This window comes from Bordetella genomosp. 1, from assembly GCF_002261335.1.
Lineage (GTDB): Bacteria > Pseudomonadota > Gammaproteobacteria > Burkholderiales > Burkholderiaceae_B > Bordetella.
On sequence record NZ_NEVL01000001.1, the window covers coordinates 719,939 to 744,891 of the forward strand.

Sequence of the window (24,953 nt, forward strand, 5' to 3'; positions counted from 1 at the left end):
AAATTGGACAGCAATGGTCACTTCCTCTTCTTCCCTGCCCATCGCCGCGAATCACGCGCGGTTTTCCGAACTGGTCGAGAGCGCGCTGGCGCATGCGCGCAAGGTCGGCGCGAGCGACGCGGCCGCCGAGGTGTCCGAAAGCCTGGGGCTGTCCGTCTCGGTGCGCAAGAACGACATCGAGACCGTCGAACAGACGCGCGACCGTTCGCTCGACATCACGGTCTACGCCGGCCAGAGCCGCGGTTCGGCCTCGACCTCCGACTTTTCCGACGACGCCATCCGCCAGACGGTCGAAGCGGCCTGGCACATCGCCCGCCACACCGCGGCCGACGGCGCCGCGGGGTTGCCCGATGCCGACATGCTGGCCACCGACTTCCCCGACCTGAAGTTGCACCACCCCTGGGCGGTCAGCACCGCCGAGGCGGCCGAGCTGGCGCTGCGCTCCGAGCGCGCCGCCCGCGCGGTCGACCCGCGCATCACCAACACCGATGGCGCCACCGTGGGCACCTACGAAGGCCAGTTCGTGATGGGCAACACGCGCGGCTTCATGGGCGGCTACGCGTACTCGCGCCACAGCCTGTCGGTCGCGCCGATCGCCGGCCGTGGCAGCCAGATGCAGCGCGATTACTGGTACACCTCCGAGCGCGATCCGGCCAAGCTGGCCTCGCCCGAAGACGTGGGCCGCTATGCCGCCGAACGCACGCTGGCGCGCATGTCGGCGCGCCGCATCCCGACCGGCAAGGTGCCGGTGCTATTCGAGGCGCCGCTGGCGCTCGGCCTGCTGGGCGCGTTCACCCAGGCCACCAGCGGCGGCGCGCTCTACCGCAAGGCCAGCTTCCTGGTCGATTCGCTGGGCAAGCCGATCTTCCCCGACCACATCGACGTGCTCGAGGATCCGCACGTGGTCGGCGCGATGGGCAGTTCGCCGTTCGACGACGAAGGCGTGCGCACCCAGGCGCGCCGCGTGGTCAGCGGCGGCACGCTCGAGGGCTATTTCCTGTCGACCTACACCGCGCGCAAGCTCGGCATGGTCACCACCGGCAACGCCGGCGGCTCGCACAACCTCAGCCTGGTGTCGCGCAAGACCCGCCGCGGCGACAACTTCGAGGCCATGCTCAAGAAGATGGGCACCGGCCTGCTGGTCACCGAGCTGATCGGCCAGGGCGTGAACTACGTCACCGGCGGCTACTCGCGCGGCGCGTTCGGCTACTGGGTCGAAAACGGCAAGATCCAGCACGCGGTCGAGGAGATCACCATCGCGGGCAACCTGGCCGACATGTTCCGCCAGATCGTCGCCGTGGGCGCCGACACCATCTCGCGCGGTACCAAGACCACCGGCTCGATCCTGATCGAGCAGATGGCGGTCGCGGGCGCCTGACGCCGCGCTGCACAGCAGCGTTCGCTTCACTTGCCATGCGGCCCGGCGGGCCGCATGGCGCCTCGATTTCCCGCAGCGCAACACGGCCTGGCGCGGCTCGCCGGGCGGTTCGTGCGCGCGCAGCGTGTAATATCCCCGGGAAATCAAACGTTTCAATTCCCAATCTGACGCATAGTTTGTTCCACAGGAGGAGCCGTCAAATGCAACGTCGTTCGTTCTTGAAGAAAGCCGGTCTCGGTGCCGTTGCCGGCAGCGCGGCCGTCGCCGCGCCCGTTTTCGCCCAGGAAATGCCCGCCATCAACTGGCGCCTGGCCTCGAGCTTTTCGCGCAGCCTGGACACCCTCTACGGCACCGGCGACATTTTCTGCAAGTACGTCTCCGAAGCGACGGGCGGCAAGTTCAACATCCGCCAGTTCCCGGGCGGCGAAATCGTCCCGGCGCTGCAAGTGTTCGACGCCGTGTCGAACAACACCATCGAGTGCGGCCACACCGTTTCGTACTACTACTACGGCAAGGATCCGGCGCTGTGCTTCGACTCGGCCGTGCCCTTCGGCCTGAACGCCCGCCAGATGAACGCCTGGATGTTCGACGGCGACGGCATGAAGCTGACGCGCGAAATGTTCAAGCCGCACAAGATCGTCAACCTGCCGATGGGTAATACCGGCGTGCAGATGGGCGGCTGGTATCGCAAGGAAATCAAGACCCCCGAGGACCTGAAGGGCCTGAAGATGCGCACCGCCGGCTTCGCCGGTGAAGTGCTCTCGCGCATGGGCGTGGTGCCGCAGCAGATCGCCGGCGGCGACATCTATCCCTCGCTCGAGAAGGGCACGCTGGACGCGGTCGAGTTCGTCGGCCCGTACGACGACGAGAAGCTCGGCTTCAACAAGGTCGCCAAGTTCTATTACTACCCGGGCTGGTGGGAAGGCGGTCCGCAGGTTTCGCTCTACATGAACGAAGACGCCTGGGGCAAGCTGCCGAAGAACTACCAGGCCATCGTCGAAGCCGCCAGCCGCGTGGCCCACGTCGCCATGACCTCACGCTACGACGCCCTGAACGCCGGCGCCCTGCGCCGCCTGATCGCGGGCGGCGCCGAGCTGCGCGCGTTCCCGCGTTCGGTGATGGACGCCTCGTTCGAGGCCGCCAACACGGTCTACGCCGAGTTCTGCGCCAAAGACCCGAAGTTCAAGGCGATCTTCGACAACTACATGGGCTTCCGCGACGATCTGTTGCCGTGGTTCCGCCTGGCCGAAGGCGCCTACGACCAATACCTCGGCGTCGCCCTCGCCGCCCGCCGCAAGTAAGCCTCCTCTGTCCCGGCCCGAGCCCTGGCGCATCCCGCCAGGGCCCCGGTGCCGCGCAAGAAAAAGGTGTCAGACTGCATTTTCCTTAGGCTGGCGTGCCCATGGGCGAACGGCTGGGCCAGGAAAATGCAGTCTGACACCTTTTTCCATCCCAGAAAAATGTAGTCCGACACCTTTTCCCATCCACCGAAAAATGCAGTCTGACTCCTTTTTTTCGTCGTGGATCCGCCACGGCCGACCGCGCCGCACGGGGTAGGTCCGCCGACCGGCTTGCACAGTTTTTGAGCAAACATGCTATGATTGCCGGCTTCCCTTAGTTTGACTTCTTGCACGGGCGGGTAATAACGCTTAGGCGGGGGCAAAAGTACCAGCAGGTATCTCGGCAGCAGGGTCTGCAAGGATCCGCGGAGCGTGGCAACGCTGCCACCTCGGTTTTGCTGGATTGGGGGAAGATTCCCAGGCAAATGGTTGCCGGGAGAATTCTTTATCTAGGAACCATCATGAAGACCTTTGTGGCCAAGCCGCATGAAGTCAAGCGTGACTGGTTTGTGATCGACGCCAAGGGCAAAGTCCTCGGTCGTGTGGCCAGCGAAGTCGCACACCGTCTGCGTGGCAAGCACAAACCCGAATTCACGCCGCACGTTGACACTGGCGATTACATCGTCATCATCAACGCTGCCGATATCGTCGTTACCGGTACCAAGGCGAAGGACAAGAAGTACTTCCGCCACACCACGTACCCCGGCGGTATTCGCGAAACGAACTTCGAGAAAATGCAGGAGCGTTTTCCCGGTCGTGCGATCCAGAAGGCCGTCAAGGGCATGCTGCCCAAGGGTCCGCTGGGCTACGCCATGATCAAGAAACTCAAGGTGTACGCCGGTGCCGAGCATCCGCACACCGCCCAGCAGCCGAAGCAGCTGGATTTCTAAGGAAACGCCATGATCGGTAACTGGAACTACGGAACCGGCCGTCGCAAGACCTCGGTGGCTCGTGTTTTCATCAAGAAGGGCACTGGCAAGATCATCGTCAACGGCAAGCCCGTCGACGAATTCTTCGCTCGTGAAACCGGCCGCATGGTCGTGCGTCAACCGCTGGAACTGACCGGCCTGACCGAAGCGTTCGACATCAAAGTCAACGTTCACGGCGGCGGCGAAACCGGCCAGGCTGGCGCGGTTCGTCACGGCATCACCCGTGCACTGATCGACTACGACGCGACGCTCAAGCCCTCGCTGTCGCAAGCCGGTTTCGTGACCCGCGATGCGCGCGAAGTCGAACGCAAGAAGGTCGGCTTCCGCAAGGCACGTCGGCGCAAGCAGTTCAGCAAGCGCTAATGTCCCTCAAAAAGGCCGCGAAAGCGGCCTTTTTGTTTATGGCCCTCCCGGCATCGTGGACGATGCGCGCCGCGCTGGCGGCGCAGGGCCTGGCAGGACGGCGCGGCAGGGCGAGGCGAGGGCACGGTCCCGGCGCAACGCTCTGTCCCGCCTGAATCTTGAAACCGCGGGGAACCCCGCGGCGCGCGCCCGGTCGGATACGGACCAGAACCAGCCAGCGGTCAGATCTCCGCCCTGCGTCCGTTTCCTGAGCGATACAATCGTTCTACGTTTTACGGAACCTCACCATGGCCCAAGCTTCGAACTCCCGCATCAAGGTCGGCATCGTCGGCGGCACCGGTTATACCGGCGTCGAGCTGCTGCGCCTGCTGTCGCAACACCCCAATGTGGAATTGACCGCCATCACGTCCCGCAAGGAAGACGGGCTGCCGGTGGCCGACATGTATCCGAACCTGCGCGGCCGCGTGAAGCTGGCCTTCTCGGCCCCCGAGAAAGCCTCCCTCACCGACTGTGACGTCGTGTTCTTCGCCACCCCGCACGGCGTGGCCATGGCCCAGGCCCAGGAGCTCACCGCCGCCGGTACGCGCGTGATCGACCTCGCCGCCGACTTCCGCCTGCAGGACACGGCCGTGTTCGAACGCTGGTACAAGATGCCGCACAGCTGCCCCGACATCCTGGCGCAGCAGTCGGCCTACGGCCTGGTCGAGCTCAACCGCGAGGCGATCTCGCGCGCCAAGGTGATCGGCAATCCCGGCTGCTACCCCACCACCGTGCTGCTGGGCCTGGCCCCGCTGCTCGAGGGCGGCAAGAAGCTGGTCGATACCCAGACCCTGATCGCCGACTGCAAGTCGGGCGTGTCGGGCGCCGGCCGCAAGGCCGAGGTGGGCTCGCTGTTCTCCGAAGCCAGCGACAACTTCAAGGCCTACGGCGTGGCCGGCCATCGCCACCACCCCGAGATCGTCGAGCAGCTCGAGAAGCTGCATGGCGGCAAGGTCGGCCTGACCTTCGTGCCGCACCTGGTGCCCATGATCCGCGGCATGTTCTCCACGATCTACGCGCGCATCCTGCCCGAGGCGCGCGACACGGACTTCCAGGCCCTGTTCGAGGCCCGCTATGCCGACGAGCACTTCGTCGACGTGATGCCGGCCGGCAGCCAGCCCGAAACCCGTTCGGTGCGTGCCTCCAACAACCTGCGCATCGCCGTGCAGCGTCCGGGCAACGGCGACCAGCTGATCGTGCTCGTGGTCCAGGACAACCTGGTCAAGGGCGCGGCCGGCCAGGCGGTGCAAAACATGAACCTGATGTTCGGCTTGTCCGAGTCGGTGGGGTTGGATCAGGTTGCGATTCTTCCCTGAGCTGCAATCGCGGGCCTGCCTGATGCAGGCGGCCCGCCGTCCGCTGCGCCGCCATGACTGAACCCGTCGCAGGCAGCGCATCCCGCCGGTCCTGGCGCTGGCTGCCGTGGGCCCTGGTGCTGGCGGCCGGCATCGCGGCCGGCGCGGCGGCGGGCTATTTCAGGGCCCAGTCTCATGTCGTGCCCGAGGGGTCCGTCCTGCTCACGCAGACGCAGCTCGCGGCGCGTGACCAGGCCCTGGCGCAGCGCGAGACCGAAATCCGTTTCCTGCGGGCGCAGCTCGACACCGCCGACGGCGAGATCGCCGTCGAACGCGCGGCGCGCCTGGAGCTCGAGGCGCAATTGCGCGAGGCGCAGGCAGACGTCGGCCGTGGTCGCGACCAGCTCGCCTTCTACGAACAACTCCTGCCGCCCGGTCCGGCCGGATCGCTGGACATCCGCGGCGCCGAGTTCGTGCGCGAAGGCGCGGGCGTGCGCTACAAGATCCTGATGATGCGCAGCGGCCGCAGCGAGACACCGTTTCTCGGCGAGCTGCGCTTCGAGGCCGCCGGCCTGCTCAATGGCGAGACCGTGAGCGTGCCGCTCACCTCGCTGCAGGTCGCCGCCAGCGAAAACACCACGGTGCCCTCGGTGCCGGTGAACGGCGCCGCCAGCGCGGCGGCCAAGCCCGAGGCGCCCGCTGCCGGCGCCAACGGCCAGGCCAAAGAGCAGGCGAGTGCGGCGGCGAGTGCGGCAGCGAGTGCGGCGGCCAGTGCGCCGGCAAATTCCGCGGCAAGTGCGGCGGCCACCGCCGCCGCGGCGTCGAACGCGGCCGCGCCGCTCGCCTCGGCGGCCACCGGCGCCGCGCCGGCCGCCTCGGTGCCCGCGCTGACCGGCAATGGTCTGTCCCCCGAAGCGGCGGCGGCCGTGGCCAAGGTCAGCGACGGCGGGCCGTTCGACCTGCATTTCGACCAGTATCAACGCAGTCAGGGCGTGTTGGCGGTGCCGCCCGGATTTGTCCCCGAAGCCATTACCGTCAGCGTGCTGGAAAACGGCACCGTGCGTGCCACGCGCACCGTCAAGCTGGAATTTTGAATCCGGTTGACGCCTGCGCTATAGTGAACTATCTGAGCGGGTTTTCCCGCCCACCGTACATGGCCCCGTTGCGGCCAGGAGTGTAATCATGAACGCTGTCACCGAAACCGTCGACCTGCAGGAAGCGCCGCCGACCCCCCTCGTCTTCACCGACTCGGCCGCCGCCAAGGTCAAGGACCTGCTGCTCGAAGAAGGCAACCCCGACCTGAAACTGCGCGTGTTCGTGCAGGGCGGCGGCTGTTCGGGCTTCCAGTACGGCTTCACGTTCGATGAAGTCGTCAACGAAGACGACACCGTGCTCGACAAGGAAGGCGTACAGCTGCTGGTCGACCCGATGAGCTTCCAATACCTGGTCGGCGCCGAGATCGACTACAAGGAAGACATCGAAGGCGCGCAGTTCGTGATCCGCAATCCGAACGCCTCCACCACCTGCGGCTGCGGTTCGTCCTTCTCGGTCTGATCCTTGCGCGGTGCGCGCGCATTCGTTGCGCGCGCAACAAAAAGCCTCCCTCGGGAGGCTTTTTGCTTTTGCAGCGCTTTGCTTGTCGGGGGCGCTGAAGAATCAGCGCGGGTAGAGCGCGCCCAGCACCCGCGCGGCGCGCGCGCCGGTCACTTCGGGCACGGCGGCGGGCAGGCGGTCGACGTGCATCTGCGCCAGCCAGGCGAAGGCCATGGCCTCGACCCACTGCGCGGGTACGCCGGCCAGATCGGTGGGCTCGACCGGCACGCGCAGCACCGATGCGAGATCCTGCATCAGGCCGCTGTTGCGCGCGCCGCCGCCACAGACGAGCAGGTCCTGCACCCGCACGCCCTGCACCGCGATCGCGTCTGCCACCGTGCGGGCCGTGAGGCGCTGCAGCGTGGCCTGCACGTCTTCGGGCCGCAGGGCCGGGCCGTGAAAGCTGGCCAGGCGTTTTTCGATCCAGCGCATGCCGAAGAGGTCGCGGCCGGTGGACTTGGGCGCCGGCAGCGCAAACCACGGCTCGCTGTCGACGAAGTGCGCGAGCAGCGCTTCCGAGGCGCGGCCCAGCGCGGCCCAGCGGCCGTCGGCATCGAAGGGCTGGCCGGTGTGGGCCAGGCACCAGGCGTCGAGCAGCACGTTGGCGGGCCCGGTGTCGAAGCCGCGCGGTGCGCGGCCCGGCTCGAGCAGCGTGACGTTGGCGATCCCGCCCAGGTTGAGCACGGCGCGCGGGAAGTCGCGGCCGAACATGGCGGCGTGAAAGGGCGGCACCAGCGGCGCGCCCTGGCCGCCGGCCGCCACGTCGCGGCTGCGGAAGTCGGCCACCACGTCCATGCCGCAAAGCTCGGCCAGCAGGGCCGGCGCATTGAGCTGGATGGTGTAGCCGAGGTCGGGGCGGTGCCGCACGGTCTGGCCGTGTGCGCCCACCGCCACCACGTCGGCCGGATGCAGGCCGGCCACGAGCAGCAGGTCGCGGCAGACGGCGGCGTAGACGTGGGCGAGTTCGTTGGCGGCGAGGCGGGCCTGCGCGAGTTCGTCGGGGCCACTGGTGTTGAGCGCCATCAGGGTGGCGCGCAGGGCTTCGGGCAGCGGGGCGCTCACGCTCGCCAGCATCTGCGGCGCGGCGTGCGGTGCGAAGCGCATCAGCACGCCGTCCACGCCGTCCATGCTGGTGCCCGACATCAGGCCGATGAAACAACGGCCCGGCAGCTTGCTGCGCGGGCCGTTCGAGGCGCGACTCATGGATGGGATCAGCGGCTGGCGACGCTGGTGGTGGCCTCGGGCAGCGTGGTCTGGAACTGCGTGAGCAGTTCGATCTGCTGCTTGTAGGGCGCCACCGCCTGGGCGAAGGCCCGGGCCTCGGCGGGCTCGAGCGTGCGCGCCACCGGCAGGTCGACCGAGAGCGGATCGATCGGCTGGTTGTCGACGCGGAATTCGTAGTGCAGGTGAGGGCCGGTGGCCCAGCCGGTCGAGCCGACGTAGCCGACCAGGTCGCCCTGGGCGATCTTGTCGCCCTTCTTCAGGCCCGGCGCGATCCGGCTCTGGTGCGCGTACAGCGTGGAGTACTTGCCGTGATGCTTGACGATCACGACGTTGCCGTAGCCGTTCTGCCAGCCGGCGAAATCGACGGTGCCGTCGGCCGTGCTGTGGATCGGCGTGCCGGTGGGGGCGGCGTAGTCGACGCCCTTGTGGCCGGTCCAGGTCTTGTGGATCGGATGCATGCGCATGCCGAACGTGGAGCTGATGCGGGTGAACTTCAGGGCGGTGCGCAGGAAGGCGCCGCGCAGGCTGGTGCCGTCGAAGTCGTAGTAGGAGCCCGACTTGTTGTCGGCGCTGAACCAGACCGCGTTGTAGGTCTTGCCGCCGTTGATGAACTCGACGGCCAGCAGGCGGCCGGCGCCGGCGTAGCGGCCATCGTGCGAACGCGTTTCGTAGACCACGCGGAACTGGTCGCCCTGGCGCAGGTCGCGCAGGAAGTCGATCTTGGCGCTGAGGATGTCGGCCATCTGCAGCGTGATCGAGTCGGGGATGCCGGCCGCGTCGGTGGCGCCGAACAGCGACGAGCGGATCGTGCCCACGGCGACGCGGGTCTGCAGCTCGGTGTTTTCGGTGAGCTCCTGCGCCTTGAAACCGCTGGCGGTGGGCTCGACCTGCAGCATCTTGGTGTAGACCTGGCCGTTCGATTCGTTGCCCGGCGTGTGGATGTAGCGCAGCCACACCAGCTTGCCTTCGGCGTCGGTGGCGGCCTGCACGGCGCGGCCCGGGTACAGCTTGTAGATGCTGCGCGCGCTGGGCTCGTGCGTGAGGAAGGACTGCAGGCCCGACTCGTCGATCTCGAGACGCTGCAGCACGGCGGCGAGCGTGTCGCCGGCGCGGATGCGGGTTTCGCTGATGTAGGGGGCGTCGGTGGCCGGCGTGGTGCTGACCTGGACCTGGCTCGACTCGAGCGGCAGTTCGCTGTTGATCAGTCGCATCGGCGGCAGGTCGGCGTGGTTGGGCTGTTGCACCATGCCCAGCGCGGCGGCGCCGACGAAAAGACCGAGAGCGGAAACGACAAGGGTGCGCCGGAACATGGCGCCACCACGGGAGGAGGGTTCGGCTTGGGGGGCGAACAGGGCGGCAACTTTACGTCGGAAGCTGCTCACCAGGCTGTTGGGGCCACGATTCATCGTGATTCAGACCTTGAAGTGGCGTCGCGTTCAAGTTACGGGTTAAACGCGGCCTCCCCCTGCCGGCCTGCGGGCCGGCGGCAGGAATACGCCGCGCGGCGTATCTTGGTCCAAAGATTGGTACAAACGGCAATAAGTGACAGATGGCTGCCGAGGCAGAGCCCCATCTGATCCGGACAGCAACGGCCACGAACATGACAGTTGCGTATGATTAGGGCAGTATCCTAGCCGATTCGGCTAGAATTTTCGACCAATTTCCTCGCTTTTTACACCTTTTTTGCGCCGTGGATTACCCTCGGCCGGACTGCCCATGTCGCACCCCGAAGCCCCCATCACCCCCGAAATCGAAGCCGATTTGCGCATCGTGCGCCGCGGATGCGACGAACTCCTGGTGGAATCCGAGTTCGCCCGCAAGCTCGCGCGCAGCCGCGCCACGGGCGTACCGCTGCGCATCAAATTGGGACTGGATCCCACCGCACCGGACATCCACCTGGGCCACACGGTCGTGCTCAACAAGATGCGCCAGCTCCAGGACCTCGGTCACACGGTGATCTTCCTGATCGGCGACTTCACCTCGATGATCGGCGACCCCAGCGGCCGCAACTCGACCCGCCCGCCGCTCACGCGCGAGCAGATCGCCCAGAACGCCGAAACCTACTACGCCCAGGCCAGCCTGGTGCTCGATCCCTCGCGCACCGAGATCCGCTACAACTCCGAGTGGTGCGACCCGCTGGGCGCGCGCGGCCTGATCCAGCTGGCCTCGCGCTACACCGTGGCGCGCATGATGGAGCGCGACGACTTCACCAAGCGCTTCAAGGGCGGCGTGCCGATCGCGGTGCACGAGTTCCTCTACCCGCTGATGCAGGGCTACGACTCGGTCGCGCTGAAGTCCGACCTGGAGCTCGGCGGCACCGACCAGAAGTTCAACCTGCTGGTCGGCCGCGAACTGCAGAAGGAATACGGCCAGGAGCCGCAGTGCATCCTGACCATGCCGCTGCTGGTGGGCACCGACGGCGTCGAGAAGATGTCCAAGTCCAAGGGCAATTACATCGGCATCTCGGACACGCCGGATTCGATGTTCGGCAAGCTGATGTCGATCTCCGACACCCTGATGTGGCGCTACTTCGAGCTGCTGTCGTTCCGCTCGCTCGAGGACATCGCCGCGCTCAAGGCCGAGATCGACGGCGGCCGCAATCCGCGCGACGCCAAGGTGGCGCTGGCGCAGGAAATCATCACCCGCTTCCACTCGGCCGCCGCGGCCGAGGCGGCGCTGGCCGCCTTCGAGGCGCGCTTCCGTGATGGCGCGATCCCGGACGACATGCCGGAGGTGAACGTGGCCGGCGCGCCGATGGGCATTCTGCGCGTGCTGCGCGAGGCCGGGCTGGTGGCTTCGAGCTCGGAAGCCCAGCGCAATGTCGAGCAGGGCGGCGTGCGCGTGAACGGCGATCGGGTCGAAGACAAATCGTTGCAATTGGCGGCGGGCACCTACGTGCTCCAGGTGGGCAAGCGCAAGTTCGCGCGTGTTAACTTGGGGGCGTAGCAACACGTTCGCATTTCTCCAGGAGGTCGCCATGAAACTTGCGAGTTTGTCTTTCTCCGATAACGAGTCGATCCCCGATCGCTATGCGTTCGGCAAGATCGATGAAAAGTCGCACGTCGCGTTGGCGGACAACTTCAATCCGCAGTTCTCCTGGGATGAGGTGCCTGCCGGCACGCAGTCGTTCGCCCTGATCTGCCACGATCCCGACGTGCCCACCAAGCCCGACGACGTCAACCAGGAGGGCCGCACCGTGCCCGCCTCGCTGCCGCGCACGGACTTCTTCCACTGGGTGCTGGTCGACATCAAGCCGGACCTGCGCGAGATCGACGAAGGTGCGTTCTCGAGCGGCATCTCGCCGCGCGGCAAGGGCGGCCCGCTGGCGCCGCACGACATGCGTCAGGGCCTGAACGACTACACCGGCTGGTTCGCGGAAGACCGCGACATGAGCGGCGAGTACTTCGGCTACGACGGCCCGTGCCCGCCCTGGAACGACGAGATCGTCCACCGCTACATCTTCACGCTGTATGCGCTCGACGTGCCGACGCTCAACCTGCAGGGCTCCTTCACGGGCGCCGACGCGCTCAAGGCGATCCAGGGCCACGTGCTGGCCCAGGCGCATCTCACCGGCACCTATACGCTCAACCCCGGCCTGGCGCCGCGCCAGATCGGCGCCACCACGGCCACGTGAGGGCGGGCGCCGGCGCGGCCCGCGGCCGCGCCGGCCTTCATGAGGGCGGCTCATGCCTGTCATGAAAAATCTTCCCCAAACGCGCAGATGACGGCGCGTTGGTCGCACAAACGACGATCTTGGCCGCAGGCGCGGAAATAAGCGCGGGTATACCCGGGCGGCGCGCGGTACACTAGCGCTCATTGATTTACCCCCGCAATCCTCACCGATCCAGGAACCCCCCATGTTTGACCGCAAGCTCACCCTCGACAAGGTGGATCCCGACCTCTGGGCCGCGATTCAGAAAGAAGATGTCCGCCAAGAGCAGCACATTGAGCTGATCGCTTCCGAAAACTACGCCAGCCCGGCCGTGATGCAGGCCCAGGGCACGCAGCTCACCAACAAGTACGCCGAAGGTTATCCGGGCAAGCGTTACTACGGCGGCTGCGAGTACGTCGACGTGGTCGAGCAGCTTGCGATCGATCGCCTGAAGGAACTGTTCGGCGCCGAAGCCGCCAACGTGCAGCCCAACTCGGGCTCGCAGGCCAACCAGGGCGTGTACATGGCCGTGCTGAAGCCGGGCGACACCGTGCTGGGCATGAGCCTGGCCGAAGGCGGCCACCTGACGCACGGCGCGTCGGTCAACGCCTCGGGCAAGCTGTACAACTTCCTGCCCTACGGCCTGGACGAAAACGAAGTCCTGAACTACGCCCAGGTCGAGCAGCTGGCCAAGGAACACAAGCCCAAGCTGATCGTGGCGGGTGCCTCGGCCTACGCCCTGCACATCGACTTCGAGCGCATGGGTCGCATCGCCCGTGAAAACGGCGCGCTGTTCATGGTCGACATCGCCCACTACGCCGGCCTGGTCGCGGGTGGCCAATACCCGAACCCGGTGCCGCACGCCGACTTCGTCACCTCGACCACGCACAAGTCGCTGCGCGGCCCGCGCGGTGGCGTGATCATGATGAAGGCCGAGTTCGAGAAGGCCGTCAATTCGGCCATCTTCCCGGGCATCCAGGGCGGTCCGCTGATGCACGTCATCGCCGGCAAGGCCGTGGCCTTCAAGGAAGCGCTGTCGCCCGAGTTCAAGGACTACGCCGCCCAGGTCGTGAAAAACGCCAAGGTGCTGGCCGACACGCTGGTCAAGCGTGGCCTGCGCATCGTGTCGGGCAAGACCGAAAGCCATGTGATGCTGGTCGACCTGCGTCCCAAGGGCATCACCGGCAAGGAAGCCGAAGCGGTGCTGGGCGAAGCCCACATCACGGTCAACAAGAACGCCATCCCGAACGACCCGGAAAAGCCCTTCGTGACCAGCGGCATCCGCCTGGGCACCCCGGCGATGACCACCCGCGGTTTCAAGGAAGCCGAGGCCGAGGCCACCGCCAACCTGATCGCCGACGTGCTCGACAACCCGCGCGACGAAGCCAACATCGCCGCGGTGCGTGCCCGCGTCAACGAGCTGACCTCGCGTCTGCCCGTCTACAGCAAGTAAGCACCCGTCGGGGCGGCCGCCAGCGGCCGCTTCCGCCGCGAGACAGGCCCCGGAGCAGGCTCCCGGGCCTGTCTTTTTTTGGCATCGGACGCGGCGGATGCGTGGGATGCGCGCGGCATTATTTACAATGCCCGGATCACAGAAGTACAGGGGAAAACCGATGAGATGCCCATTCTGCGCCAATGCCGACACGCAAGTGGTCGACAGCCGCGTCTCCGAGGAAGGCGACACCATACGGCGCCGGCGCCGCTGCCTGGCCTGTGACAAGCGCTTCACCACCTACGAACGCGTCGAGCTGGCCATGCCTTCCGTGGTCAAGCGCGACGGCAACCGCACCGAATACGACGCCCGCAAGCTGCGCAGCAGCCTGGCGCTGGCGCTGCGCAAGCGGCCGGTCAGCACCGAGCAGCTCGACGGTGCCGTCACGCGCATCGAGGAAACGCTGCTCGCCAGCGGCGCGCGCGAGATCCCCAGCGAGAAGATCGGCGAGCTCGTGATGAACGAGCTCAAGCGGCTCGACAAGGTGGCCTACGTGCGCTTCGCGTCGGTCTACAAAAGCTTCGAAGACATCGGCGAATTCGTCGAGGCCATCCGCGAGATGCAGGGGCCGCGGCCGCCGAACAAGCTGCGCAAGGAATAGCCGCGCGGCCTCATGCCGCCGGCTGCGGCGGCGCGGCGGATTCCGGCGGATGCGCGCGCAGCGCGCTGGGCGGCGCGCTCTCGAAGCGGCGCCAGACCCGGCGCAGATGGTGGGCCGAGCTGAAGCCCGACTGCTGCGCCACCCGTTCCATGCCGTGGCGCGTCTGGCTCAGCAGCGTGCGCGCCAGCGCCAGCCTCACCTGATACAGATAATCCATCGGCGTGCAGCCCGCATGCTCGGCGAACAGCCGCGCCAGGTGCCGCGCGCTGGTGTGCGCGTGGCGCGCGAGCGCGTCGGCGTTCCAGTCGGCGGCGGGGTCGCGCAGCACCGCGTCCTGGACCCGGTGCACGCCGGGATGCAGGTGATTGCGGTGGTCGAGCCAGGGCGAGATGGCCGGGTCGTTGCCCGCGCGGCGCAGGTACACCACCATGTCGCGCGCGACCGCGCTGGCGATCTGCGGGCCGGTCACGCGCGCCACGAGGTGCAGGGCCAGGTCGATGCCGGAGGTCACGCCCGCGCTGGTCCAGAGACGCTCGTCCTGCACGAAGATGCGGTTTTCCAGCACGCGGGCGCGCGGCTCCATCCGCGACAGGGCCGCGACGCAGTTGTGGTGCGTGGTGCATTCGCGGTCGCGCAGCAGGCCGGCGGCCGCGGCCAGCAGCGCGCCGGAGCAGATCGATACCAGTTCGAAGCCGTCGGCCGGCATGCGCACGCGCAGCCATTCCAGCACCTGCTGGGCCGCCGGCGCGCGCAGATCGTAGTGGCGGTCGATCACGCCGCTGATGATGACCAGCGCGTTGGGCGCTACGCGGGTGGGGAGCGGCGCCAGGCGCGACAGGTGCAGGCCCGGCAGCCCGGTCTCGAGCTCGGCCGCGGGCGAACAGTAGGTCACGTCGAAACTGCCGGGGGCGAGCTTGTTGGCGACCCGCAGTGCCTCCGCCGGCCCCGCCAGGTCCAGCAGCACGATGCCGTCGAGCACGACGAAATAGACCGGCACGGGCGCGGCGCGCATCACAGACTCCAGGCCTGGGCCGCCGGCACCACGCGGGCGAAGCGGCCCTCGAGCACCAGCTCGGTCCGTTCGCGCAGCTCGGCCGGAGTGTAGACCCTGCCGCTGCGCGCCTGCATCGCGAAGGTGAGCGTGGCGTCGAGCGCGTAGATCACGTCCAGCCCGTTGTCGCTCGCGTGCCGGGTGGTGGTTTCGCAGCACTGTTCGGTGCGGATGCCGCTGATCACGACGCCGGTGACGCCCTGCGCGCTGAGCCAGTCGTCGAGGTTCTGGTCCTTCGCGTCGCGGGCATAGAGCGCGGAGTGCACCGTTTTGCGAAACACGGGGCAGGGCGGCACGCGCAGGCCGGCCAGGGTGCGCACCTGGCCGTTGGCCGGGTCGAACGGATCGGCCTTGCCGCCGTCCTGCTCGTGAAAGATCTGCACGATCGGCTGGCCGCGCCGTTGCGCCTCGTCGATCAGGTGCTGGACCGCCGCGAGGAACGCCGGCAGCTCCGTCTCGTCCCAATACGGACGCGAGCGGAAGGATTCCTGGATGTCGATCAGCAGCAGGGCGGTGCTCATGGCGAGGCTTCCAAAGACAGAAAGGGACAGGAAATGATCCTGTGTGTCGCTGGATTATCGCCCGACTTCCCCGGGGCGGGCAGCCCGGGCCGGGACCGCCAGCGGCCCGATTCGGACATCGCCTGCGGTGGCGGCGCCGGGCAGTCAGGCACGCGTCAGCGCCGATGCGGCGTTCGCGCCGCTGCGGCATACAATCCGTGAGTCGTCATCACAGCCGCCGTACCCGACGTGGATCGCACCCAGCCGCAAGACCTCGCCCATATGCAGCGCGCACTCGCCCTTGCGCGTGGCGTCCTGTACACGACCTCGCCGAATCCGCGCGTGGGTTGCGTGATCGTGCGCGAGGGCCGGGTCATCGGGGAGGGCGCCACGCAGCCGCCCGGCAATCCGCACGCCGAGGTGATGGCGCTGCGCGCCGCGGCCGCGGCCGGCGAGACCGTTGCCGGCGCAACCGTGTACGTCACGCTCGAACCCTGCTCCCACCATGGCCGCACGCCGCCCTGCGTCGACGCGCTCATCGCGGCCGGGCCGGCGCGCGTCGTGGTGGCCATGGGCGACCCCAATCCGCAGGTCAATGGCGCCGGCTTCGCGCGCCTGCGCGCCGCCGGCATCGAGGTCTGCACCGGCGTGGGCGAGGCCGAGTCGCTCGAGCTGAACGCGGGCTTCGTGGCGCGCATGAGCCGCGGCACCCCCTGGGCCTGGATGAAGATGGCCGCCTCGCTGGACGGCCGCAGCGCGCTGCACAACGGCATTTCGCAATGGATCACCGGCGATGCCGCGCGGGCCGACGGCCACCACTGGCGCGCCCGCGCCGACCTGGTGCTGACCGGCATGGGCACCGTCACCAAGGATGATCCGCAACTCAATGTGCGCGCGGTGCAGACGCCGCGCCCGCCGCGCAAGGCCGTGGTCGATGCGCGGCTCGACATCTCGCCGCAGGCGCGCCTGTTCGACGGCACCGAGGTGCTGGTGTTCACCGCCGCCGCCGACCCGGCGCGCGAGGCCGTGCTGGCCGACCGCAACGCCCGGGTGATCCGGCTGCCCGACGCGCGCGGCGAGCGCGTCGACCTCGCCGCCATGATGGCCTGGCTCGGCCGCAACGATTTCAACGAGGTGCACGTCGAGGCCGGCGCCGGCCTGTCGGGGGCGCTGCTGACCGCCGGCTGCATCGACGAGCTGCTGGTCTACCTCGCGCCCGTGCTGCTCGGCGACGCCGCCGGCATGGTGCGGCTGCCGCTGCTCGAACATCTCGAGGCGGCGCGCCGCTATGTGTTTACCGATATGACTCGCGTGGGCGCCGACGTGCGCCTGCGCGCCACGAGTGATGCGCACTGGCAGGCCCTGGTGGCCAGCGTGCGCGGCGTCGGCGCTGCCGGCGCGCTTTCCTGATCAAGACGGCGCCGCGGAGCGCCCAAAGGAGCAAACCTATGTTTACCGGTCTGGTTGCGGCAGTCGGCCGCATCGTCAACGTGGCGCCGCTGGGCGACGAATCCGCCGGCGTGCGGCTCGACATCGATGCCGCCTCGCTCGGCCTGCACGACGTCGGCCTGGGCGACTCGATCGCCGTGCAGGGCGCCTGCATGACCGTCGTCGCGCTGCAGGGCACGCAGTTCCAGGTCGACGTCTCGCGCGAGAGCCTGAACCGCACCGTGGGCCTCGCGGCCACGGGAGAGGTGAATCTGGAGAAATCGCTGCGCATCGGCGACCAGATCGGCGGCCATCTGGTGTCCGGTCACGTCGACGGCCTGGGCGAGGTGCTGCGCTTCTCCGATGCGGGCGAATCGCGCGAGCTGGTGATCCGCGTGCCCAAGACCCTCGCGCGCTTCCTGGCCTACAAGGGCTCGATCGTGGTCAACGGCATCAGCCTGACGGTCAACAGCGTGCTCGACGACAGCGACGGCTGCGACATCAGCATCAACATCATCCCCCACACGCAGGAAGTCACGACGCTGCGCAACGTGAAGGCGGGCGACAAGGTCAACCTCGAGGTCGACATGATCGCGCGCTACGTGGAACGCATGCTGTCGGTGAGCGGCGCCGCCGCCGGCGGCGCGGTGGCCTGGCTCTGATCCGGGGCCCCAGGCTCCTGCGGCCGGCTCGCGGGCCGGCCTCCTGCCCGCGAGGGCGCTTTTGGCGGGTACGGAAGGTGGAATGAGAGACGAAGCACTGACCTTCGTGGCGGCGGCCCTGGTGCTGCTGACCCTCAGCCGGCTGGCGCTGGCGGCGTGGCAGTGGCCGCGCGTGCGCGACGCGGGCGGTCTGTGGCCGCTGCTGCGCGGCGGCCTGCGGATCGACGCGCACATGGTGGCGGTGCTGGCGGCCTGGCCGCTGGTGCTGGGCCCCTGGCTGGGCGAATTTCACTGGGCCGCCGAGATCACCTCGTACTGGTTCATGCTGTCGTGGATCCTGCTGGTGCTGCTGGAGGTGTCCACGCCGCCCTTCATCCAGGAATACGACACGCGTCCGAACCGCCTCTTCGTGGAGTATCTCAAGCATCCGCGCGAGGTCTCCAACATGGTGTGGCGCGGCTACAAGACGGCGCTGCTGGGCGGCACCGCCGTGCTGGTGCTGGTGGGCTTCGCCGGTTGCGTGCTGTTCTTCAACCCCACCGACGATACGCCGCTGGCCTGGTGGCAACGCATCCTCTACAGCGTCGGCATGCTGGCGGTGGTGATCCTGGCGATCCGCGGCAGCCTCGGGCACCGGCCCATGAATCCCTCGTCGGTGGCGTACTGCTCCGACGGCATGGTGAACACGCTCGCGCTGAACTCGCTCTACAACGTCTTCTACGCGATCTACAGCATGAAGAACGAGCGCGGCGGCTCGGCGATGTACGGCAAGATGCCGAGCGCGCGCATGCACGAGATCGTGCTGGCGCACGCGAACCTGCCGCCGCCCGCCGCGGGCGCCGAATTGCCCAGTCTGCACCGGCAGCAGCCGGCGGCGCGGCCGGCGCGGCCCAAGAAGATTGTCATCATCCTCGAGGAAAGCCTGGGCGCGCAGTACAGCGCCGCGCTGGGCGGCATGGGCCTCACCCCCGAGCTCGATGCGCTGATGCGCGAGGGCTGGGCCTTCACCCGCACCTATGCGACCGGCACCCGCTCGGTGCGCGGCCTGGAGGCGGTCACCACCGGTTTCCCGCCCACGCCGATGCAGGCGGTGCTGAAGCTGCCGCGCGCGCAGCGCGGCTTCTTCACGCTGGCGCAGCTGCTGGGGCGCGAGGGCTATCAGTCGCGCTTCATCTACGGCGGCGAATCGCACTTCGACAACATGAAGGCCTTCTTCCTGGGCAACGGTTTCGACGGCATCGTGGATCGGAAGGATTTCGTGGATCCGGTGTTCGAGGGAACCTGGGGCGCGAGCGACGAGGACATGTTCAACCAGCTCGACCGCGTGCTGCGCGAGGAGGGCGAACAGCCCAGCTTCACGCTGGCGTTCTCGGTGTCGAACCACACCCCCTGGGAATACCCGGCCGGCCGCATCGAGGTGCAGGGCGAGCCCGCCACCGAACACAACAGCGTGCGCTACGCGGATTGGGCGCTCGGCCGTTTCTTCGAGCGCGCGCGCAAGGCCCCGTATTGGGACGACACCGTATTCCTGGTGGTGGCCGATCATGATTCGCGGGTGTTCGGCGCCACGCTCGTGCCGGTGCGCCACTTCCACATCCCCGCCGTGATCCTGGGCGGCGGCATCGCCGCGCGCACCGACGACCGCCTGATCAGCCAGATCGATCTCGCGCCCACGCTGCTGTCGCTGGCGGGCATCGAGGCCGACCACCCGATGATTGGTCACGATCTTGCGATCAGTTCGCCGAATCGCGCCATCATGCAATACGACAACACGTATGGTTATCTGCGGGGCGACGATCTGCTGGTGATGACGCCGGGGCGCGACCCGGTGCAGTTCCGCTACGACGCGCCCGAGCAATACACGCCGGTGGCGGTCGACACGGAGCTGGCGCGCGTGGCGCTTGCGCACGCTCTGTGGCCCGACTGGGCCTATCGCGAGGGACGCTATCGGCTCGCGGATGTCACACCGGCCGTTTGAACGATGCTGCTTCATCATCCCGGATGATCGCGACGCGCCCCACGGGGCGCGTTTTTCATGGCCGCGTCGTCATCGGCCTCATGCGTGCGGCCGGTGTGCTCGCCGCCGCATCGGCCGATCTCGCGTGCGTCGCGATCTCCGTCATGCGGCTGGCCGGCAGCGCTTGTACACAAGCAGGTGTACCGGGAACGGCAAATGCTAGGTAATGCGGGTGAGGCGATGCGCGTTGTCTTTCCGGGCGGCGTCGAACGCGATGCATCCACCGCGCAGCGGCACGCGTATGTACCAACGTGAGGCCCCGCGCATGCGGACCCCGGCTTTTCACCGCGACGGTTTCACCGCGACGGTTTCACCGCGACGTGTTCGATATGAATAAAGGGTATGTACTCATTGCTGTCAGCACTCGCCCGACTGCGCTGCCAATGCCTGAAATCGTGGGGTCTGACGGTAAATTTCATGATGTGCCGGAACTTGTGGCACATCATCGGGGCCTAATCTCTGAAGGGGTCTCACATCCCTGTCTATTGTGTGTGGTTAAAGTGCGACGACTACATAATGCGGTGGAGCCTCATTCGCAAGAATGACTAGCTTGGCTGGTATAGGAAGCACACAATGGGTTTAACCGTATCTGATTGTTGGATACGGCACTGTAGGAGGGTCGGCCGTGCAAAGCATCCTCGAAGGCTTCAAGTCCCAGTACGCTCGGGAACAGGAATCGGAACTTTCTCTCGAAGAATTCCTTGACCTCGCCAAGCGTGATCCCATGGTCTACGCCAGCCCCGCGGAGCGCATGCTCGCGGCGATCGGCGAACCGGAACTCATCGACACGCGCAACGACCCGAGGCTCTCGCGGTTGTTCTCCAATCGCGTGATTCGCCGCTATCCGGCGTTCAAAGAGTTCTACGGCATGGAAGACGTGATCGATCAGATCGTTGCGTTCTTCAAGCATGCCGCTCAGGGCCTTGAAGAGCGCAAGCAGATTCTTTATCTGCTGGGTCCGGTGGGGGGCGGCAAGTCCTCCATCGCGGAACGCCTGAAGGTGTTGATGGAGCGTTATCCCATCTACGCCCTGAAGGGCTCGCCGGTGAACGAATCGCCGCTGGGGCTGTTCCACCCCGACCGTTTCGGCGAAACGCTCGAGCGCGACTACAACATTCCGCGGCGTTATCTCAGCGGCATCATGTCGCCCTGGGCCGTGAAGCGCCTGAAGGAATTCGACGGCGACCTGTCGCAATTCCGCGTGGTGCGGCTCAATCCCTCGGTGCTGCGCCAGCTCGCGATCGCCAAGACCGAACCGGGCGACGAAAACAACCAGGATATTTCTTCACTGGTCGGCAAGGTCGACATCCGCAAGCTCGACCGCTATTCGCAAGACGATCCCGATGCCTACAGCTATTCGGGCGGGCTGTGCCTGGCCAACCAGGGCCTGCTCGAGTTCGTCGAGATGTTCAAGGCGCCGATCAAGATGCTGCACCCGTTGCTGACCGCGACGCAGGAGGGCAACTTCAAGGGCACCGAGGGCTTCTCCGCGATCCCGTTCAACGGCGCCATCCTGGCGCACTCGAACGAATCCGAATGGCAGACCTTCCGCAACAACAAGCACAACGAGGCCTTTCTCGACCGGATCTACATCGTCAAGGTGCCGTACTGCCTGCAGACCGATGAAGAGGTGAAGATCTACGAGAAGCTGCTGCGGCACAGTTCGCTGTCGAACGCGCCGTGCGCACCCGGAACGCTGGACATGATGGCGCAGTTCTCCGTGCTGACGCGCCTGAAGGAGCCGGAAAACTCGAGCATCTATTCCAAGATGCGCGTGTATGACGGCGAGAGCCTGAAAGACGTGGATCCCAAGGCCAAGGCGCTGCAGGAATACAAGGATTACGCCGGCACCGACGAGGGCATGAACGGGGTCTCGACCCGCTTCGCCTACAAGATCCTGTCGAGCGTGTTCAACCACGACCAGACCGAGGTCGCGGCCAACCCCGTGCACCTGATGTATGTGCTCGAGCAGCGCATCGCCCGGGAGGACTTCCCCGAAGAAACGCGCCGGCGCTATCTCGATTTCATCAAGGGCTACCTGGCGCCGCGCTACGCCGAATTCATCGGCAAGGAGATCCAGACCGCGTATCTCGAGTCGTATTCCGAATACGGCCAGAACATCTTCGACCGCTACGTGACGTTTGCCGACTGCTGGATCCAGGACGAGGAGTTCCGCGACCCTGAAACCGGCGAGAGCTTCGACCGCGGCGCGCTCAACGATGAGCTGGAGAAGATCGAGAAGCCGGCCGGGATCGCGAACCCCAAGGATTTCCGCAACGAGATCGTGAATTTCGTGTTGCGGGCCCGCGCCAACAACGGCGGGCGCAATCCCAACTGGACCAGCTACGAGAAGCTGCGTGAAGTCATCGAGAAGAAGATGTTCTCGAATACCGAGGATCTGCTGCCGGTGATCTCGTTCAATGCCAAGGCGTCGGCCGAGGACAAGAGCAAGCACCAGAGCTTCGTCGATCGCATGGTCGACAAGGGCTACACCGAGAAGCAGGTCCGCCTGTTGTGCGAGTGGTACCTTAGGGTGAGGAAGTCATCCTGAGCGAGGTGAACCATGAATTCGCTCATCGATCGTCGTCTCAATGGCCGCAACAAGAGCGCTGTCAATCGCGAGCGCTTCTTGCGGCGGTACAAGGAACAGATCCGCAAGGCCGTCCAGGATCTGGTCCGTGAGCGCTCCATCGCCGATATGGACCAGGGCGGCGAGATAAACCTGCCCGCGCGCGACATCTCGGAACCCCATTTCCGGCACGGGCAGGGGGGCGATCGCGAGATGGTCCATCCGGGCAACCGTGAGTTTGCCCGCGGCGACACCATCGACCGTCCTTCGGGCGGCGAGGGCGGTGGCGGCTCCGAGCCCGGCGAGGGGGAGTCGGTGGACCAGTTCACCTTCAGCCTTTCGCGGGCCGAGTTCCTGCATTTGTTTTTCGAGGATCTCGAGCTGCCGCATCTGGTGCGCACGCAACTGGGCGATGTGTCCCAGAAGCGCTGGCAGCGCGCCGGCTACACCACCACCGGCTCGCCCAGCATGCTGAGCGTCAACCGCACGCTGCGCGCCTCCCTGTCGCGGCGTGTCGCGTTGGGGCTGCATGCCAAGAGCGAGCTGGAACTGGCCGAAACCGAGCTGGAAGAGGCGGAACAGGCCGGCGCGCCCCAGGCGCGGCTGGTGGCGCTGCGCGAGCGGGTCGCCGAGTGCAAGGGGCGCGCGGCGCGCGTGCCCTTCCTCGACGAGATCGATCTGCGCTATCGCAACCGCGTGCCGGTGGCGGTGCCGGTGGCGCGCGCCGTGATGTTCTGCCTGATGGACGTGTCCGGTTCGATGGACGAGGGCAAGAAGGACCTCGCCAAGCGCTTCTTCACGCTGCTTTATCTGTTTCTGTCGCGCAAGTACGAGCACGTCGAGGTGGTGTTCATCCGCCACACCGACAACGCGGAAGAGGTCGATGAGCACACTTTCTTCTACGATCCCAAGAGCGGCGGCACCATCGTGCTGTCGGCGCTGGAGCTGATGCACGAGATCGTGCAGGAGCGCTATTCGCCGTCGGCCTGGAACGTCTACGCGGCCCAGGCCAGCGACGGGGATTCGTTCGGCGCCGATGCCGGCAAGAGCGCGCGCTTCCTGGCGGAAAACCTGCTGCCGGCCACGCGCTACTTCGCCTACATCGAAGTGCCGGATTCGCAGGAGGCCCGCAAGAGCAGCCTGTGGGCCGAATACGAACAGGAAACCGCGCCGCACTTCGCGATGCGCCGCATCTGCGAGCGCGGCGAGATCTTCCCGGTCTTCCATGACCTGTTCAAGAAGGAGGTCGCATGAACGCCATCGCGGGTTCGCGTGCCGAGCTGGAGGCCGTCGGGCGTGCCCGGCCGATCTCCGAAGGATCCGAATGGACCTTCGAACTCATCCAGCGCTATGACGAGGTCATCTCCGAGACGGCTCGCGAGTATGGCCTGGATACCTATCCCAACCAGATCGAGGTGATCACCTCCGAGCAGATGCTCGACGCCTACGCCTCCGCGGGCCTGCCCATCGGCTATCCGCACTGGTCGTACGGCAAGGAGTTCATCCGCAACGAGCAGTACTACCGCAAGGGCATGCAGGGCCTGGCGTACGAGATCGTCATCAATTCCAACCCCTGCATCTCGTACCTGATGGAAGAGAATTCCATGCCGATGCAGGCGCTCGTGATCGCGCATGCCTGCTACGGCCACAACTCTTTCTTCAAAAACAATTACCTGTTTCGCCAGTGGACCGACGCCGACGGCGTGCTGGACTACCTGGTGTTCGCGCGCCGCTATGTGATGGAGTGCGAGGAGCGCTACGGCATCGACGCCGTGGAGGCCATGCTCGACTCCTGCCACGCGCTGCAGATGCACGGCGTGGACCGCTACAAGCGGCCGCCGCCGATCTCGTATCGCGAGGAGGCCACGCGCCAGGCCGAGCGCGAGGAACACGCCCGCCGCCAGTACAACGATCTCTGGCGCACCGTGCCGCGCGCGCAATCCGCGCCCGAGGCCGAGCGCCAGCGCAGCGTGTTTCCGCCGGAGCCCGAGGAAAACATCCTCTACTTTATCGAGAAGTATTCGCCCAAGCTCGAGCCCTGGCAGAAAGAGCTGGTGCGCATCGTGCGCAAGGTGGGCCAGTATTTCTATCCGCAGACCCAGACCAAGGTGATGAACGAGGGCTGGGCCACGTTCTGGCACTACACGCTGCTCAACCGCCTGCATCAGCGCGGCCAGGTCAACGACGGCTTCATGATGGAAGTGCTGGCCAGCCACACCAACGTGGTGAGCCAGCGCGGCTTCGACGAGCGCGGCTACGGCGGCATCAATCCGTATGCCCTGGGCTACGCGATGATGACCGACATCCGCCGCATGTGCGAGAACCCTACCGACGAAGACCGGCGCTGGTTTCCCGACATCTGCGGCACCGACTGGATCAAGACGCTCGACTTCGCGATGCGCAACTTCAAGGACGAGTCGTTCATCTCGCAGTATCTGTCGCCGCGCCTGATCCGCGAATTCCGCTTCTTCGCCGTGGCCGATCACGAGGCCAACCCCAAGCTCGAGATCGCCGCCATCCACGACGACGACGGCTACCGCCAGGTGCGCAAGCTGCTCGCCGCGCAGCACAACCGCGACAACCAGGTGCCCGACATCCAGGTGGTGCGCTACTTCCGCGAGTCGGATCGCTCGCTGGTGCTGCGCCACACCCAGAGCCGCGGCCGGCCGCTCGAAAGCAGCGAGGCCGACCAGGTGATGAAGCACCTCGGCCGCCTGTGGGGCTTCCGGGTTCGACTGGAAGAGGCCGCGCCCGACGGCACCGTGCTGTCGTACCGCCAGATCGAGCCTTGATTCCCGAGAGCGGGGCGCACCGGCGCGC

The 24,953-nt window shown here is 66.7% G+C and carries 21 protein-coding genes; 17 read left to right on the top strand and 4 right to left on the bottom strand.

Features of this window, described 5'->3' with window-relative positions:
- Positions 1–13 precede the first annotated feature (13 nt).
- From pmbA to erpA, 7 genes are all read left to right on the top strand, one after another.
- Positions 14–1,378, top strand: a complete 1,365-nt coding sequence (gene pmbA / locus CEG14_RS03295; RefSeq protein WP_094824912.1) for a metalloprotease PmbA — start codon at positions 14–16, stop codon at positions 1,376–1,378.
- A gap of 200 nt (positions 1,379–1,578) precedes the next feature.
- Positions 1,579–2,679: a TRAP transporter substrate-binding protein gene (locus CEG14_RS03300; protein WP_094824913.1), complete on the top strand. Its 1,101-nt coding sequence runs from the start codon at positions 1,579–1,581 to the stop codon at positions 2,677–2,679.
- A gap of 500 nt (positions 2,680–3,179) precedes the next feature.
- Positions 3,180–3,608, top strand: coding sequence for a 50S ribosomal protein L13 (gene rplM, locus CEG14_RS03305; protein ID WP_094824914.1), 429 nt, complete (start codon positions 3,180–3,182; stop codon positions 3,606–3,608).
- A 9-nt stretch (positions 3,609–3,617) separates the two neighbouring features.
- The gene (gene rpsI, locus CEG14_RS03310) at positions 3,618–4,010 is read left to right on the top strand and encodes a 30S ribosomal protein S9 (RefSeq protein WP_094824915.1); all 393 of its coding nucleotides are present in this window, start codon (positions 3,618–3,620) and stop codon (positions 4,008–4,010) included.
- Positions 4,011–4,297: 287 nt separating this feature from the next.
- Positions 4,298–5,365 carry an N-acetyl-gamma-glutamyl-phosphate reductase gene (gene argC, locus CEG14_RS03315; RefSeq protein WP_094824916.1) on the top strand — a complete coding sequence of 356 codons (1,068 nt, stop codon included), beginning with the start codon at positions 4,298–4,300 and terminating at the stop codon, positions 5,363–5,365.
- 53 nt (positions 5,366–5,418) lie between these two features.
- Complete coding sequence (locus tag CEG14_RS25620; RefSeq protein WP_143277162.1) at positions 5,419–6,438, top strand: DUF6776 family protein; 1,020 nt, start codon at positions 5,419–5,421, stop codon at positions 6,436–6,438.
- Between the two features lie 88 nt (positions 6,439–6,526).
- A complete protein-coding gene (erpA, locus tag CEG14_RS03325) occupies positions 6,527–6,898 on the top strand; it encodes an iron-sulfur cluster insertion protein ErpA (RefSeq protein ID WP_094824917.1) in 372 nt (123 codons plus the stop codon).
- 102 nt (positions 6,899–7,000) lie between these two features.
- Here erpA and CEG14_RS03330 read toward each other — a convergent pair whose 3' ends face one another.
- Positions 7,001–8,140: an anhydro-N-acetylmuramic acid kinase gene (locus CEG14_RS03330; protein ID WP_094824918.1), complete on the bottom strand. Its 1,140-nt coding sequence runs from the start codon at positions 8,138–8,140 to the stop codon at positions 7,001–7,003.
- A gap of 8 nt (positions 8,141–8,148) precedes the next feature.
- The gene (locus tag CEG14_RS03335) at positions 8,149–9,567 is read right to left on the bottom strand and encodes a M23 family metallopeptidase (protein WP_094824919.1); all 1,419 of its coding nucleotides are present in this window, start codon (positions 9,565–9,567) and stop codon (positions 8,149–8,151) included.
- 310 nt (positions 9,568–9,877) lie between these two features.
- On the opposite strand from CEG14_RS03335, the gene tyrS reads away from it, so the two are divergent.
- From tyrS to nrdR, 4 genes are all read left to right on the top strand, one after another.
- Entirely contained in the window at positions 9,878–11,107 is a 1,230-nt protein-coding gene (tyrS, locus tag CEG14_RS03340) for a tyrosine--tRNA ligase (RefSeq protein WP_094824920.1), read from the top strand.
- 31 nt (positions 11,108–11,138) lie between these two features.
- On the top strand, positions 11,139–11,795 hold the full coding sequence (locus tag CEG14_RS03345) for a YbhB/YbcL family Raf kinase inhibitor-like protein (protein ID WP_094824921.1): 657 nt from the start codon (positions 11,139–11,141) through the stop codon (positions 11,793–11,795).
- Between the two features lie 223 nt (positions 11,796–12,018).
- A complete protein-coding gene (gene glyA / locus CEG14_RS03350) occupies positions 12,019–13,266 on the top strand; it encodes a serine hydroxymethyltransferase (RefSeq protein WP_094824922.1) in 1,248 nt (415 codons plus the stop codon).
- Between the two features lie 160 nt (positions 13,267–13,426).
- Entirely contained in the window at positions 13,427–13,906 is a 480-nt protein-coding gene (gene nrdR, locus CEG14_RS03355) for a transcriptional regulator NrdR (RefSeq protein ID WP_094824923.1), read from the top strand.
- Positions 13,907–13,916: 10 nt separating this feature from the next.
- Here the strand turns inward: nrdR and CEG14_RS03360 are convergent, their stop codons facing one another.
- A complete protein-coding gene (locus CEG14_RS03360; protein WP_094824924.1) occupies positions 13,917–14,918 on the bottom strand; it encodes a GlxA family transcriptional regulator in 1,002 nt (333 codons plus the stop codon).
- Positions 14,918–15,478 carry an isochorismatase family protein gene (locus CEG14_RS03365; protein ID WP_094824925.1) on the bottom strand — a complete coding sequence of 187 codons (561 nt, stop codon included), beginning with the start codon at positions 15,476–15,478 and terminating at the stop codon, positions 14,918–14,920. Before CEG14_RS03365 ends, CEG14_RS03360 begins: the two co-directional genes overlap by 1 nt.
- Before the next feature lie 228 nt (positions 15,479–15,706).
- On the opposite strand from CEG14_RS03365, the gene ribD reads away from it, so the two are divergent.
- The 6 genes from ribD to CEG14_RS03395 all read left to right on the top strand — a co-directional run bounded on the left by ribD (position 15,707) and on the right by CEG14_RS03395 (position 24,925).
- A complete protein-coding gene (gene ribD / locus CEG14_RS03370) occupies positions 15,707–16,867 on the top strand; it encodes a bifunctional diaminohydroxyphosphoribosylaminopyrimidine deaminase/5-amino-6-(5-phosphoribosylamino)uracil reductase RibD (protein ID WP_369597794.1) in 1,161 nt (386 codons plus the stop codon).
- Positions 16,868–16,905: 38 nt separating this feature from the next.
- Entirely contained in the window at positions 16,906–17,547 is a 642-nt protein-coding gene (locus CEG14_RS03375; protein ID WP_094824927.1) for a riboflavin synthase, read from the top strand.
- An 82-nt stretch (positions 17,548–17,629) separates the two neighbouring features.
- A complete protein-coding gene (locus tag CEG14_RS03380) occupies positions 17,630–19,525 on the top strand; it encodes an LTA synthase family protein (RefSeq protein WP_094824928.1) in 1,896 nt (631 codons plus the stop codon).
- Positions 19,526–20,189: 664 nt separating this feature from the next.
- Positions 20,190–22,115 carry a PrkA family serine protein kinase gene (locus CEG14_RS03385; protein ID WP_176461356.1) on the top strand — a complete coding sequence of 642 codons (1,926 nt, stop codon included), beginning with the start codon at positions 20,190–20,192 and terminating at the stop codon, positions 22,113–22,115.
- Between the two features lie 12 nt (positions 22,116–22,127).
- Positions 22,128–23,387 carry a YeaH/YhbH family protein gene (locus CEG14_RS03390; RefSeq protein ID WP_094824930.1) on the top strand — a complete coding sequence of 420 codons (1,260 nt, stop codon included), beginning with the start codon at positions 22,128–22,130 and terminating at the stop codon, positions 23,385–23,387.
- A complete protein-coding gene (locus CEG14_RS03395; protein ID WP_094824931.1) occupies positions 23,384–24,925 on the top strand; it encodes a SpoVR family protein in 1,542 nt (513 codons plus the stop codon). Before CEG14_RS03390 ends, CEG14_RS03395 begins: the two co-directional genes overlap by 4 nt.
- Positions 24,926–24,953: the final 28 nt, after the last annotated feature.

What these genes read in the sequence shown, in the direction of transcription:
- pmbA (WP_094824912.1), top strand. Translation starts at nt 14, where the DNA reads ATGGTCACTTCCTCTTCTTCCCTGCCCATCGCCGCGAATCACGCGCGG.
- CEG14_RS03300 (WP_094824913.1), top strand. Translation starts at nt 1,579, where the DNA reads ATGCAACGTCGTTCGTTCTTGAAGAAAGCCGGTCTCGGTGCCGTTGCC.
- rplM (WP_094824914.1), top strand. Translation starts at nt 3,180, where the DNA reads ATGAAGACCTTTGTGGCCAAGCCGCATGAAGTCAAGCGTGACTGGTTT.
- rpsI (WP_094824915.1), top strand. Translation starts at nt 3,618, where the DNA reads ATGATCGGTAACTGGAACTACGGAACCGGCCGTCGCAAGACCTCGGTG.
- argC (WP_094824916.1), top strand. Translation starts at nt 4,298, where the DNA reads ATGGCCCAAGCTTCGAACTCCCGCATCAAGGTCGGCATCGTCGGCGGC.
- CEG14_RS25620 (WP_143277162.1), top strand. Translation starts at nt 5,419, where the DNA reads ATGACTGAACCCGTCGCAGGCAGCGCATCCCGCCGGTCCTGGCGCTGG.
- erpA (WP_094824917.1), top strand. Translation starts at nt 6,527, where the DNA reads ATGAACGCTGTCACCGAAACCGTCGACCTGCAGGAAGCGCCGCCGACC.
- CEG14_RS03330 (WP_094824918.1), bottom strand. Translation starts at nt 8,140, where the DNA reads ATGAGTCGCGCCTCGAACGGCCCGCGCAGCAAGCTGCCGGGCCGTTGT.
- CEG14_RS03335 (WP_094824919.1), bottom strand. Translation starts at nt 9,567, where the DNA reads ATGAATCGTGGCCCCAACAGCCTGGTGAGCAGCTTCCGACGTAAAGTT.
- tyrS (WP_094824920.1), top strand. Translation starts at nt 9,878, where the DNA reads ATGTCGCACCCCGAAGCCCCCATCACCCCCGAAATCGAAGCCGATTTG.
- CEG14_RS03345 (WP_094824921.1), top strand. Translation starts at nt 11,139, where the DNA reads ATGAAACTTGCGAGTTTGTCTTTCTCCGATAACGAGTCGATCCCCGAT.
- glyA (WP_094824922.1), top strand. Translation starts at nt 12,019, where the DNA reads ATGTTTGACCGCAAGCTCACCCTCGACAAGGTGGATCCCGACCTCTGG.
- nrdR (WP_094824923.1), top strand. Translation starts at nt 13,427, where the DNA reads ATGAGATGCCCATTCTGCGCCAATGCCGACACGCAAGTGGTCGACAGC.
- CEG14_RS03360 (WP_094824924.1), bottom strand. Translation starts at nt 14,918, where the DNA reads ATGCGCGCCGCGCCCGTGCCGGTCTATTTCGTCGTGCTCGACGGCATC.
- CEG14_RS03365 (WP_094824925.1), bottom strand. Translation starts at nt 15,478, where the DNA reads ATGAGCACCGCCCTGCTGCTGATCGACATCCAGGAATCCTTCCGCTCG.
- CEG14_RS03375 (WP_094824927.1), top strand. Translation starts at nt 16,906, where the DNA reads ATGTTTACCGGTCTGGTTGCGGCAGTCGGCCGCATCGTCAACGTGGCG.
- CEG14_RS03380 (WP_094824928.1), top strand. Translation starts at nt 17,630, where the DNA reads ATGAGAGACGAAGCACTGACCTTCGTGGCGGCGGCCCTGGTGCTGCTG.
- CEG14_RS03390 (WP_094824930.1), top strand. Translation starts at nt 22,128, where the DNA reads ATGAATTCGCTCATCGATCGTCGTCTCAATGGCCGCAACAAGAGCGCT.
- CEG14_RS03395 (WP_094824931.1), top strand. Translation starts at nt 23,384, where the DNA reads ATGAACGCCATCGCGGGTTCGCGTGCCGAGCTGGAGGCCGTCGGGCGT.